The organism is Kordia algicida OT-1 (assembly GCF_000154725.1).
Taxonomy (GTDB): domain Bacteria; phylum Bacteroidota; class Bacteroidia; order Flavobacteriales; family Flavobacteriaceae; genus Kordia; species Kordia algicida.
The window spans coordinates 2,406,954-2,418,133 of sequence record NZ_DS544873.1 but is presented as its reverse complement, the minus strand read 5'-3'; the positions used below and the strand labels follow the sequence as shown (position 1 = coordinate 2,418,133).

Sequence of the window (11,180 nt, the reverse complement as noted above, 5' to 3'; positions counted from 1 at the left end):
ATGATGATGAAACTAGAAATACTAGAATCATGCATACTTGACGAAGGAATTCAAGTTGTGTTACGTTCTTTAACTACTTTTAACATATTTTAACAAATATGAGCGTTGCATTTTAAAAATTAGTAAGTTTGTACGCTCATCACCAGTGAGTATAACCCAATTCGTAACCTAAATATATAACCTATTGAAAACATTAGTATTAGGTGCTTCCTTGAAGCCACATCGCTTTTCTCATAAAGCTGTACATAAACTTTCTGCAAACGGACACGAAGTCGTTGCCTACGGATTAAGAGAAGGAGAAATTAATGGTGTAAAGATTGATACAGAACTGTTACCATACGAAGATATTCACACAGTTACGCTGTATTTAAATCCGTCAAGACAAGCCGATTTTTACGAATATATCATTTCGTTACAACCAGAACGTGTCATTTTTAATCCTGGAACGGAAAATTCAGACTTTTATAAAATGTTAGAAGAAAAAGATATCAAACATACAGTAGCTTGTACCTTAGTTATGTTGGCGTCTAATCAATACTAAACCTATAAACGTTAGCAATCCGTTAATCGGTAACAATTCATATCCGAATTGATAAAAAGTTTTCTTTGAAAGTTTTACTGCTGCTGCCATATCGGCTACATCAGCAGTAAAAAAGGTATAATATGCTCCAAAATTAGCAATCAAATACGTCAAGCAGATGGAAACTAAGGTCACAATCCAAACGTTTTTATCAACGACTTTATATTTGGTGAAAATTCCAAAGGCAAACAATCCTAATAATGGACCGTAAGTGTAACCAGCAATCGTTAATAAACTGTCAATAACACTTTTGTTACTCAAACTATTAAAGATAACGACAACAATAATAAGCACGACTGACATCGCAATGTGAACAATTTTACGAGTGCTTTTCTGTTTATTTTCTGGTTTCTTTTCAATACCTAAAAAATCTACTGAAAAAGAAGTTGTCAGAGAAGTTAGGGCAGAATCGGCGCTCGAATACGCGGCAGCAATTAATCCTAATAAAAAGACAATTGCCAACACAATTCCCAATCCGCCTTTGAGCGCAATTTCAGGAAATAACAAGTCTGTTCTAGGTTTTCCGTCCATAATAGGAACTTCAATACCGTGTTTACTAGCATACATAAATACCAACGCTCCTAATAATAAAAAGATCATATTTACAACAACCAACACAAGACTGAACGAAACCATATTTTTTTGTGCGTCGCCCAAACTCTTGCAAGTTAAATTCTTTTGCATCATATCTTGATCGAGTCCTGTCATACAAACCGCAATGAACAATCCGCCAAGGAACGATTTTACAAAATAATTCTTTGCCATCATATTGTCGGTAAACCATATTTGACTGTATTCGCCTAAAGATTCTGAGTTCCAAAAATTACCAAAACTCATGTTCAAGTCGCCTAAAATCAAATAAATAGCAACGCCAACGGCAATTAGCATAAATAGTGTTTGTAACGTATCTGTCCAAACAATCGTTTTAATTCCGCCACGAAATGTGTATAACCAAATCAGCAAAACAGACAGTGAGACCGTGACAAAAAACGGAATTTCATACGCGTCAAAAACATAACGTTGTAGTACAATAGCAACCAAATACAATCTAAAAGAAGCACCAAGAATTCTGGAAATTAAAAAGAAAAAAGCACCAGTTTTATAACTCACAACGCCAAATCGATCTTCTAAATATTGATAAATAGACGTGACATTCAATCGATAATAAATAGGCATTAACACATACGCAATGATAAAATAACCAACCAAATAGCCAAAAACGACTTGCATATAACTAAACTGAGAAGCTTCTACCCAACCAGGCACGGAAATAAAGGTCACACCCGAAAGTGATGCGCCAATCATTCCAAAAGCTACGACATACCAAGGCGATTTTCGCGAGGCCTTAAAAAAAGTTTCGTTACTATCGTCTTTTCCTGTGAAATAGGAGATTAAAATCAAAACGCCAAAATATCCGGCAATCAGTAGTAAAATGTGAATCGGCTGCATCAATGTAAATTTTCAATAGTGCAAAATACAAACTTCTATGACTTTTTTAGATTGAATGCTTAAAAGATTAAAGAATTCAATAATTCAGAATTCTCAATTCAGAATTCTGAATTAAAAAAACGTAACTTTGTCAAATGGAATTCTCCTCAAAACTCTTAGAAAACGCAGTCAACGAAATTTCGCAATTGCCTGGAATCGGAAAGCGAACGGCATTGCGCTTGGTTTTGCACCTCTTGCGTCAACCAGAAAGTCAAACCTTGCATCTTACGAATGCATTACAAGACTTACGCACGGAAATCAAACACTGCAAAAACTGTCACAACATTTCCGATGTAGAAATTTGTGATATTTGTAGAAATGTAAATCGCCAGCAAGAAATTATCTGTGTAGTAGAAGACATTCGCGATGTCATGGCAATTGAAAGTACTGCACAATACAAAGGACTCTATCATGTCTTAGGTGGAAAAATTTCTCCGTTAGACGGAATTGGTCCGCATAATCTAACCATCAATAGTTTGGTTGAAAAAGTAAAAGCAGGAAAAGTCAAAGAAATCATTTTTGCGCTCAGTTCCACAATGGAAGGCGATACGACCAACTTTTACATCTACAAACAAATTGAAAAATATGACGTAAAAACCTCTACAATTGCTCGTGGAATCTCGGTTGGAGACGAATTAGAATATGCAGATGAGGTCACTTTAGGAAGAAGTATTCTCAACAGAGTTCCGTTTGAAAATTCACTGAAAAGTTCATAAAATCATTTGTTCATGCAACTTTCAGTCATCATTCTCAACTACAACGTACGCTACTTTTTAGAAGCTTGTATCAGAAGTGTGCAAGCGGCAATTTCTGAATTAAATGCAGAAATTATCGTCATTGATAACAATTCGCCAGACGACAGTTGCGACATGATGCAAAATACATTTCCAAACATTCAACTCATTCCAAACACGGAAAATGTAGGTTTTGCCAAAGCCAACAATCAAGGAGTCAAAATTGCAAAAGGGAAATACATCTGTATCTTAAATCCAGATACAATCGTTGCAGAAGATACCTTTACGCAACTTCTAAAATTTGCCGAAACTACCGAAAATCTAGGAAGTATAGGTTGCAAACTCATCGATGGAAGCGGAATGTTTCTACCAGAAAGCAAACGCAACATTCCTACGCCAATGGTTTCTGTAAAGAAAATTTTGGGTAATAAAAACTCAGGTTACTATTCCAGTCTTGATGAAAACGACATCGGAAAAGTCGATATTTTGGTTGGCGCGTTCATGTTTATGGAAAAAAATGTCTATGAAAACGTACAAGGTTTCGACGAAGACTATTTCATGTATGGCGAAGACATTGATTTGTCGTACAAAATAAAAAAAGCAGGTTTTCAAAACTACTATTACGGCAAAACGACAGTCATTCATTACAAAGGCGAAAGCACGTTAAAAGACAAAACCTATGCAAAACGGTTTTACGGAGCCATGCAATTATTTTACAAAAAACATTTCAAAAGAAATCTCATCTATGATGTGGCGGTGACGCTTGGCGCGAAGTTAATTCCGTTAGTATCATCATCCGAAAAAGAAGCCAAAAAACAAGTCCAAAAATATATTTTTGTCAGCGATTCGGCGGAACGTTTCAAGAAAATAAAAGCCGTTTATCATCCGAAAGAATGTACTCGCGTAGAAAACTTAGGGCACTTATTACGTCAAATAAAAAATGAAAACAGTACAGAAATCATTCTAGACAATCATTTTGTGGATACAAAAATGATCATTCAAATCGTTGAAAAACAACTTGGATATTACAAAATATTACCAAAAAACAGTACTTTTATCATCGGTAGCGATTCCTCAAAAAATAGAGGAGAAGTTCAATTACTGAATATATCGAAGTAGGATTGTTAAGTAAGCAAAAGAATTGTGTTTGAGAAACTTGAAGTACGGTTACCGAACTTGTTGAAGTAAATTGAAAATAATTCAATAAAAAATCATATTATTTAGTATTTTCGCAAAATAAAATAAAATAACATCTTTAGATTAAGGATATGGCAAAATTTGAACTAAAACTTCCACAGATGGGAGAAAGTGTTGCAGAAGCAACAATTATATCATGGCTCAAAGAAGTTGGCGACACTATTGAAGCTGATGAAGCAGTCTTAGAAATCGCAACAGACAAGGTAGATTCTGAATTGCCAAGTGAAGTTGATGGTGTTTTAGTTGAAATCTTATTCAACGTAGATGATGTTGTAAAAGTTGGGCAAACAGTTGCTATTATCGAAACAGAAGGAGAAGGAGAGGCAACAAGCACAGAAAGTACAGAAACATTACCTGAAACCGAAGTAAAAGGCGAACCTGCAGAAGCAGAAATTGCAGCACAAGCAGTTGTAAAAGCAAAAGAGACAGTAACAAATGACTTTTCAACTTCTGAAAAATTCTATTCGCCATTAGTAAAAAACATTGCGAAAGAAGAAGGGATTTCAGTTGAAGAATTGGACAGCATTGCAGGGACAGGAAAAGATGGTAGAGTTACAAAAAACGATATCCTCAATTATATAAAAGAAGGTAAAAAACAACCGAAAGTTGTACAAAAATCAAACGTGCAAGAAACGCCAAAAGCAGCAGTAAAAGAAGCTGCAAAAACGGTGGCAATGCCAAAATCGACACCAGCAACTCCAGTTTCTGTAAACGGAAGCGACGAAATCATCGAAATGACACGTATGGGGAAACTCATCGCGCATCACATGGTCGCTTCGGTACAAACCTCAGCACATGTACAAAGTTTTGTAGAAGTTGATGTGACAAAAATCTGGAATTGGCGTAAAAAAGTAAAAACGGCTTTTGAAAAACGTGAAGGTGAAAAACTAACGTTCACACCAATCTTTATGGAAGCGGTAGCAAAAGCGCTAAAAGATTTCCCAATGATGAACATTGCTGTAGATGGCGATAACATCATTAAAAAGAAAAATATCAACCTAGGCATGGCAGCTGCATTACCAGACGGAAACCTAATTGTTCCTGTTATCAAAAATGCAGATCAACTAAACTTGGTAGGCATGGCAAAATCTGTAAACGACTTGGCAAGCAGAGCAAGAGCTAACAAATTAAAACCAGACGATATTCAAGGTGGAACGTATACAGTAACGAATGTGGGTACTTTTGGAAGCATCATGGGAACTCCGATTATCAATCAGCCACAAGTTGGAATTTTAGCTTTAGGTGCAATTAGAAAAGTGCCTGCTGTGATTGAAACTCCAGAAGGTGATTTTATCGGAATTCGTTACAAAATGTTCTTATCACATTCCTACGACCACAGAGTTGTCAATGGAGCACTTGGGGGACAATTTGTAAAACAAGTAGCTGATTACTTAGAAGCTTGGGACAGCGATAGAGATATTTAATTTGAAATTATACAGATTATATAGAAGAAAGAGTTCTCAATTATGGGAACTCTTTTTTGTTAAGTTTTGGTATAGTTTCTTTACAAAAATTCACTTAATGTAATGTTTAAGTAGTATTTGGAAATTAGATGGTTTCTATGTTATGAGTTAACAAATGAGTGATTTAAAAATCAACAAACAGAAAAAATCCAACAGTGCTAAAGCGCGATCTAAGAGATTTCTGCCAGTCTAAAAGCAAAGCGGTCTAAAAGCGTCAACGATCTATTTATCCTTCTTCAACATCTCAATAAAAGAAATCAAATTCAAACCTTCATGCAATTCGCCTTTCACAATGGCAATTGGAATAGAAGAAATCATCACATCTTGGCGTTTCATTTTGGAGATTGTATTCCAGAAAAATTCTTTATATCGTTCATTTTCAGAAATATTCAACGCTTTGTGTGAAATGCGATTTGCTTTTAGCATGCCGATCAACTTTTCACATTTAGGACATTGATCTTTCGTAAAAATGATAGTTTCGCCTCTATCAATCAATTGGTTCAGCACTTTCCAATTTTTAACGTTCACGACATCAACATTGACCTTTTCCAGTTTATCATCAAAAGAATAAAAATAGGTGTATTCTGGTGTTGTATTTTTTAGTGGAATCAACGTGGTAAGTAATGTTTTTTGTTTGGAAGGCGCATTTTTAATCACGGGTCGGTAACTACTTTTCCGAAAGCCTTTACCATCAATCTTAAAAAAAACTTCTTTATCGGTTTCGGAGTGATTCATCGCATAAAACAAAATTTTTTTCTTCTCTTTCACCTCTATAATTTCAACAGCTTTCGTTTGTGCAAACATTGAAAATATCCAACAAAAACACAGCAAAATAGTTGCTAAAATAGACTTCCCCATACTTGATTTCATTTAATTGTTAATAAAATATAAAAATCAATTATTATACCACAAAATAATTTTATTTGCTCCGTAATAGTGGTAAATTTACTCTTTTAAACAAAAAAATGGAATTAAAACTAAAAAATCCGATCTGCTTCTTCGATTTAGAAACGACAGGAGTAGAAGTGGCAAAAGATAGAATTGTAGAAATTGCGATACTTAAAGTGTATCCAAACGGAAATAAAGAGAGCAAAACATGGTTGGTAAATCCTGAAATGCCGATTCCCGCAGAAACGTCAGAAATTCACGGAATTACAGATGATAAAGTTGCTAACGAGCCTACTTTTAAAGAGCTTTCAAAAGAAATCTACAACATGATAAAAGATAGTGATTTGGCAGGTTACAATTCTGACCGATTTGACATTCCGCTATTAGCAGAAGAATTATTACGCGCAGATATTGACTTCGACATGAAAAATAAAGTCTCTATCGATGTACAAACCATTTTTCACAAAATGGAGAAACGAACGTTATCTGCCGCATATAAATTTTACTGTGGAAAAGAACTCGAAGGCGCACACGGCGCAGAAGCAGATACAAACGCAACGTACGAAGTGTTAAAATCGCAATTAGATCGTTATGACGAATTGGAAAATGATGTAAAAAAGCTAAGCGAATTTACTACACGTAAAAAAACAGCCGATTTTGCAGGTTTTATCATCTTCGATAAAGATGGCGAGGAAATCTTCTCTTTCGGAAAACACAAAGGTAAAAAAGTAGCAAAAGTGCTTGACGAAGAACCTGGCTACTTTGGCTGGATTCTCAATGCAAACTTTCCATTGTACACCAAAAAAGTGTTGACAGCGATCAAACTAAGAAAACTCAATACCAAATTTTAAAAATAAAAGTGATTCTGAGAAAATCTACCATAATACTCATAACATTTTTAACAATAAGCATAAGTTTTGCGCAGAAAAACATTTCAGGAACTATTGTAAATCAAGAAACCAACGAACCTATTGCGTATGCACATTTAATCATTCCGACTGAAAAAAGAGGAACAACGGCAGACTTTAATGGGAAATTTGAATTTACAGTACCTGATAAATGGGTTGGAAAAGAACTAAAAATAACCTGTGTTGGTTTTGATGACAAAAAAATAGTGCTCACGCAAAAAAAAGGCTTGGTCATTTACATGCAACCTTCTGTTGAATTTTTGAGTGCCGTACATTTATCCAACACAGAAAAAGAAAAAATAGTACGTGTCAATCCGTTTCGTGGAAGGCGAAGTATCGGCTTAGGAAACTTTAGTGGTGGCGCATATCCGTCAATGTTTGCTCGGTATTATTCGTATGACGAAAGTTTGGGCGATGAAAACTATCTAAAAGAAGTCACAATATTCTTTTACAAAGAAGGTAGGCACAATGCAAAATTCAGATTTCGTATTGTCTCAGCAACAGCAAATAAAATGCCGAAAGACGATTTGCTAGATCCTATCATTGTAGAAATAAGCTATAAAAAAGCAAAAACAAAAATACAAATGCCCGCCAATGGAATAGAAGTGCCAAAAGAAGGTTTTTTTGTGGTGGTGGAACATTTATTTATTGAAGAAAATACCTTTGAAGAAGTCATTCATTTAAAAGTAAGTGACACGCTCAAAATATACGACATCAAACAAAAGCGGTATGCACCTATATTTAAAGGTATTGTAGAAGAAGATGGCGAATCTTTCTCGTATTATATGTCTGTCGACGGATGGAAAAAAGTACGAAAACTAAAAATGCCGCGTGCTAATTTTAAACCCAATGAAGTTGTAGCACCAGCATTTAAACTAAAACTAACAAACTAAATAACTAAAAATACACCGATGAAAATTATTTGTATTGGTAGAAACTACACGGAACACATTGCAGAGCTAGAAAATGAAAAACCTGCTGATCCCGTAATTTTTATGAAGTCTGATACTTCGATACTTATAAAAAAGCAACCATTTTTCATTCCCGATTTTTCAAAAGAAATTCATCATGAAGTGGAAGTTTTGGTAAAAATTAATAAATTAGGAAAATATATCGATCAGAAGTTTGCGCACAAATATTATAACGAAATCAGTGTAGGGATTGATTTTACGGCGCGCGACTTGCAATCGAAACTCAAAGCCAAAGGATTGCCGTGGGAAAAAGCAAAAGCTTTTGATGGTTCGGCAGTTGTAGGAAAGTGGATTTCGAAAGATCAATTTACAGATTTGAACGATCTCAATTTCAAATTAGAAAAAAATGACGAAATCGTTCAGCAAGGAAATACCAAGCAAATGCTTTGGAAAATAGATGAACTTATTGCATATGTTTCTCAATATTTTACCTTAAAAATCGGAGACATCATCTTTACAGGAACTCCAGCAGGAGTTGGCAAAGTGCATGCTGACGATCGATTGACGGGATATTTAGAAGGACAACAATTATTTTCAATAGTAGTAAAATAAAAAATGGGATATAACTTAGAAAAAATTAACGCAATTTCAGATGGAGATAAAGATTTTATAGAAGCAGTCGTAGTCACTTTTATAGAAGAAATTCCAGAAGATCTTGTAAAACTTGAACAAGAAGTAAAATCAGGGAATTACGAAGGTATTTATCAAGTAAGTCATAAGATAAAGCCAAACTTAGATTTACTTGGTATGCAAGAATCATACGATCAAAATCTTCAAATACTTAGCTGGTCAAAAGCAGAAACCAACATCACGGACATTGTAGTCATTTTTGAAAGTGTCTCCAAAAAAATCAACGACAATATCATTGAACTAAAGAAAGAATTCAACTTACACTAAGTATGATTGCAGAAATAATTACCATCGGTGATGAAATTCTTATTGGGCAAATTGTGGATACCAATTCTGTATTCATATCAAAAGCACTCAATGAAATTGGAATCTCTGTGCATCAAATCACGTCAATTCAGGATGAAAAAACACACATTCTAGAAGCGCTAGAAGCTGCAAAAGCAAAAGCTGATATCGTATTAATCACTGGCGGATTAGGTCCGACAAAAGACGACATTACCAAACATACTTTATGTGAATACTTTGAAGACGAACTCATTCGAAACGATGAAGTTTTAGTGCATATAGAAGAATTATTCAAAAAATTTGCAACGACTTCGCCAATTTCGGACATGAATAGAATGCAAGCTTTAGTACCTTCCAAGGCACAAGTTTTAAAAAATGAATTTGGGACAGCACCAGGAATGTGGCTTGAAAAAGACAATACGGTATTCATCTCAATGCCAGGCGTTCCGTATGAAATGCGCGGATTGATGACAAATCATATCATTCCGAAACTTCAAGAAGAATTTGAGCGTCCTTTTATATACCACAAAACGATTCTCACGTACGGAATGGGCGAAAGTAGCATTGCAATGAAAATTGAAGCTTGGGAAGACAGTCTGCCGAGTTTTATCAAACTTGCCTATTTGCCTAACTACGGAAAAGTACGTTTACGTCTTACGGGAAAAGGAACCGACAAAGAAAAAATTATCACTGCTGTAGATGCATATGCGCAACAACTATATCCAATAATTGGAGATATCATTCAAGGAATAGAAGGAAAAAGCAGTATTGTAACGCAAATTGGAGAATTTTTAAAAGCAAAAAAACATACATTGGCTGCTGCCGAAAGTTGTACAGGTGGACGCATTGCTGCCGAAATTACAAAAGAATCTGGTGTTTCAGCATTTTTCAAAGGAAGTGCGGTAACTTATGCATTGCCATCTAAAGTTGATCTTTTGGGCGTTTCGGAAGACATTATCAAAACGTATTCTGTGGTGAGTACACAAGTTGTAGAATTAATGGCTGCTGGCGCAAAAAAAATCTATAAATCAGATTATGCAATAGCTACGACAGGAAATGCGGGTCCGTCAAAAGGAAACTCAGATGTAGAAGTTGGTACGGTTTGTATCGGAATTGCCACGCCAAACGGAATCGTTTCGCAAGAATTTAATTTTGGACAACCGCGCGAAAAGGTAGTAAATAAAGCTGTTACAAAAGCTTTTCAGATGTTACTAGAAGAAATTTTAAAAAACAGTAACTAAATATTTGCTGAGAAAATAAAAAAATGTAAATTTGCACCTCGTTTTTGAATAACTTAAAAGTTTAGTACAGATGTCAAGAATTTGTGAATTAACAGGTAAGAAAGCTATGGTAGGGAATAATGTTTCCCATGCAATGAATAAGACAAAACGCAAATTTAATGCGAATCTTACAAAAAAGCGCTTTTACATCCCTGAAGAAGATAAGTGGGTAACTTTGAAAGTTTCTACTTCAGCATTAAAAACAATTAATAAAAAAGGAATCTCAGCTGTGCTAAAAGAAGCAAGAGCGAAAGGTTTTATCAAGTAATTCAGTCATAAAAGTATAAATACCAATAGCAATGGCGAAGAAAGGAAATAGAGTTCAAGTGATACTAGAGTGTACAGAGCACAAAGCGTCTGGACAACCAGGAACTTCTCGTTATATCACTACAAAAAATAAAAAGAATACTCCAGACAGATTAGAGATTAAAAAATTTAATCCAATCTTAAAGAGAATGACTGTTCACAAAGAAATAAAATAATAAGTCATGGCAAAGAAATCAGTAGCATCCTTACAAACAGGATCAAAAAGACTAACAAAAGCAATCAAAATGGTAAAGTCTCCAAAAACAGGAGCTTATACATTTGTTGAGTCAATCATGTCACCAGATAAGGTAAACGATTGGTTAAAAAAATAAGTATATGTTTATACTAAGTATATAAGCTACTTTCGAAAGAGAGTAGCTTTTTGTTTTTATACCTCAACCTAAAAAATATGACAGTTTTTCAGGTGTGTCATTTGGGCAAGATAATTGA

At 34.8% G+C, this 11,180-nt stretch carries 14 protein-coding genes; 12 read left to right on the top strand and 2 right to left on the bottom strand.

Annotated elements, in window-relative coordinates; genetic code table 11:
• The first annotated feature begins 184 nt into the window (after positions 1-184).
• Positions 185-541, top strand: coding sequence for a CoA-binding protein (locus KAOT1_RS10395; protein ID WP_007094756.1), 357 nt, complete (start codon positions 185-187; stop codon positions 539-541).
• On the opposite strand, the gene KAOT1_RS10390 is transcribed toward KAOT1_RS10395, so the two are convergent.
• The gene (locus tag KAOT1_RS10390) at positions 512-2,029 is read right to left on the bottom strand and encodes a sodium:solute symporter (RefSeq protein ID WP_007094755.1); all 1,518 of its coding nucleotides are present in this window, start codon (positions 2,027-2,029) and stop codon (positions 512-514) included. The two genes, KAOT1_RS10395 and KAOT1_RS10390, sit on opposite strands and share 30 nt — an antisense overlap.
• Before the next feature lie 134 nt (positions 2,030-2,163).
• On the opposite strand from KAOT1_RS10390, the gene recR reads away from it, so the two are divergent.
• From recR to KAOT1_RS10375, 3 genes are all read left to right on the top strand, one after another.
• Positions 2,164-2,784 carry a recombination mediator RecR gene (recR, locus tag KAOT1_RS10385; RefSeq protein WP_007094754.1) on the top strand — a complete coding sequence of 207 codons (621 nt, stop codon included), beginning with the start codon at positions 2,164-2,166 and terminating at the stop codon, positions 2,782-2,784.
• 12 nt (positions 2,785-2,796) lie between these two features.
• The gene (locus tag KAOT1_RS10380) at positions 2,797-3,921 is read left to right on the top strand and encodes a glycosyltransferase family 2 protein (RefSeq protein ID WP_007094753.1); all 1,125 of its coding nucleotides are present in this window, start codon (positions 2,797-2,799) and stop codon (positions 3,919-3,921) included.
• Positions 3,922-4,070: 149 nt separating this feature from the next.
• Positions 4,071-5,423: a dihydrolipoamide acetyltransferase family protein gene (locus KAOT1_RS10375; protein ID WP_007094752.1), complete on the top strand. Its 1,353-nt coding sequence runs from the start codon at positions 4,071-4,073 to the stop codon at positions 5,421-5,423.
• Between the two features lie 261 nt (positions 5,424-5,684).
• On the opposite strand, the gene KAOT1_RS10370 is transcribed toward KAOT1_RS10375, so the two are convergent.
• Entirely contained in the window at positions 5,685-6,197 is a 513-nt protein-coding gene (locus KAOT1_RS10370) for a glutaredoxin domain-containing protein (protein WP_162014341.1), read from the bottom strand.
• A 230-nt stretch (positions 6,198-6,427) separates the two neighbouring features.
• Between KAOT1_RS10370 and KAOT1_RS10365 the strand changes: the two genes are divergently transcribed.
• From KAOT1_RS10365 to KAOT1_RS22355, 8 genes are all read left to right on the top strand, one after another.
• On the top strand, positions 6,428-7,201 hold the full coding sequence (locus KAOT1_RS10365; protein WP_007094750.1) for a 3'-5' exonuclease: 774 nt from the start codon (positions 6,428-6,430) through the stop codon (positions 7,199-7,201).
• 8 nt (positions 7,202-7,209) lie between these two features.
• Positions 7,210-8,151, top strand: a complete 942-nt coding sequence (locus tag KAOT1_RS10360; RefSeq protein WP_007094749.1) for a carboxypeptidase-like regulatory domain-containing protein — start codon at positions 7,210-7,212, stop codon at positions 8,149-8,151.
• 18 nt (positions 8,152-8,169) lie between these two features.
• Positions 8,170-8,781, top strand: coding sequence for a fumarylacetoacetate hydrolase family protein (locus tag KAOT1_RS10355; protein WP_007094748.1), 612 nt, complete (start codon positions 8,170-8,172; stop codon positions 8,779-8,781).
• A gap of 3 nt (positions 8,782-8,784) precedes the next feature.
• Positions 8,785-9,126 carry an Hpt domain-containing protein gene (locus KAOT1_RS10350; protein ID WP_007094747.1) on the top strand — a complete coding sequence of 114 codons (342 nt, stop codon included), beginning with the start codon at positions 8,785-8,787 and terminating at the stop codon, positions 9,124-9,126.
• A 2-nt stretch (positions 9,127-9,128) separates the two neighbouring features.
• Positions 9,129-10,385, top strand: a complete 1,257-nt coding sequence (locus KAOT1_RS10345; protein WP_007094746.1) for a CinA family nicotinamide mononucleotide deamidase-related protein — start codon at positions 9,129-9,131, stop codon at positions 10,383-10,385.
• A gap of 70 nt (positions 10,386-10,455) precedes the next feature.
• Positions 10,456-10,692 (top strand): 50S ribosomal protein L28, encoded by a 237-nt coding sequence (rpmB, locus tag KAOT1_RS10340; protein ID WP_007094745.1) that lies wholly within the window; start codon positions 10,456-10,458, stop codon positions 10,690-10,692.
• A 31-nt stretch (positions 10,693-10,723) separates the two neighbouring features.
• Positions 10,724-10,906 carry a 50S ribosomal protein L33 gene (gene rpmG, locus KAOT1_RS10335; RefSeq protein ID WP_007094744.1) on the top strand — a complete coding sequence of 61 codons (183 nt, stop codon included), beginning with the start codon at positions 10,724-10,726 and terminating at the stop codon, positions 10,904-10,906.
• Between the two features lie 6 nt (positions 10,907-10,912).
• Positions 10,913-11,062 carry a DUF4295 domain-containing protein gene (locus KAOT1_RS22355; RefSeq protein ID WP_007094743.1) on the top strand — a complete coding sequence of 50 codons (150 nt, stop codon included), beginning with the start codon at positions 10,913-10,915 and terminating at the stop codon, positions 11,060-11,062.
• Positions 11,063-11,180 lie beyond the last annotated feature (118 nt).

What these genes read in the sequence shown, in the direction of transcription:
- KAOT1_RS10390 (WP_007094755.1), bottom strand. Translation starts at nt 2,029, where the DNA reads ATGCAGCCGATTCACATTTTACTACTGATTGCCGGATATTTTGGCGTT.
- recR (WP_007094754.1), top strand. Translation starts at nt 2,164, where the DNA reads ATGGAATTCTCCTCAAAACTCTTAGAAAACGCAGTCAACGAAATTTCG.
- KAOT1_RS10380 (WP_007094753.1), top strand. Translation starts at nt 2,797, where the DNA reads ATGCAACTTTCAGTCATCATTCTCAACTACAACGTACGCTACTTTTTA.
- KAOT1_RS10375 (WP_007094752.1), top strand. Translation starts at nt 4,071, where the DNA reads ATGGCAAAATTTGAACTAAAACTTCCACAGATGGGAGAAAGTGTTGCA.
- KAOT1_RS10370 (WP_162014341.1), bottom strand. Translation starts at nt 6,197, where the DNA reads ATGAATCACTCCGAAACCGATAAAGAAGTTTTTTTTAAGATTGATGGT.
- KAOT1_RS10365 (WP_007094750.1), top strand. Translation starts at nt 6,428, where the DNA reads ATGGAATTAAAACTAAAAAATCCGATCTGCTTCTTCGATTTAGAAACG.
- KAOT1_RS10355 (WP_007094748.1), top strand. Translation starts at nt 8,170, where the DNA reads ATGAAAATTATTTGTATTGGTAGAAACTACACGGAACACATTGCAGAG.
- KAOT1_RS10350 (WP_007094747.1), top strand. Translation starts at nt 8,785, where the DNA reads ATGGGATATAACTTAGAAAAAATTAACGCAATTTCAGATGGAGATAAA.
- KAOT1_RS10345 (WP_007094746.1), top strand. Translation starts at nt 9,129, where the DNA reads ATGATTGCAGAAATAATTACCATCGGTGATGAAATTCTTATTGGGCAA.
- rpmB (WP_007094745.1), top strand. Translation starts at nt 10,456, where the DNA reads ATGTCAAGAATTTGTGAATTAACAGGTAAGAAAGCTATGGTAGGGAAT.
- rpmG (WP_007094744.1), top strand. Translation starts at nt 10,724, where the DNA reads ATGGCGAAGAAAGGAAATAGAGTTCAAGTGATACTAGAGTGTACAGAG.
- KAOT1_RS22355 (WP_007094743.1), top strand. Translation starts at nt 10,913, where the DNA reads ATGGCAAAGAAATCAGTAGCATCCTTACAAACAGGATCAAAAAGACTA.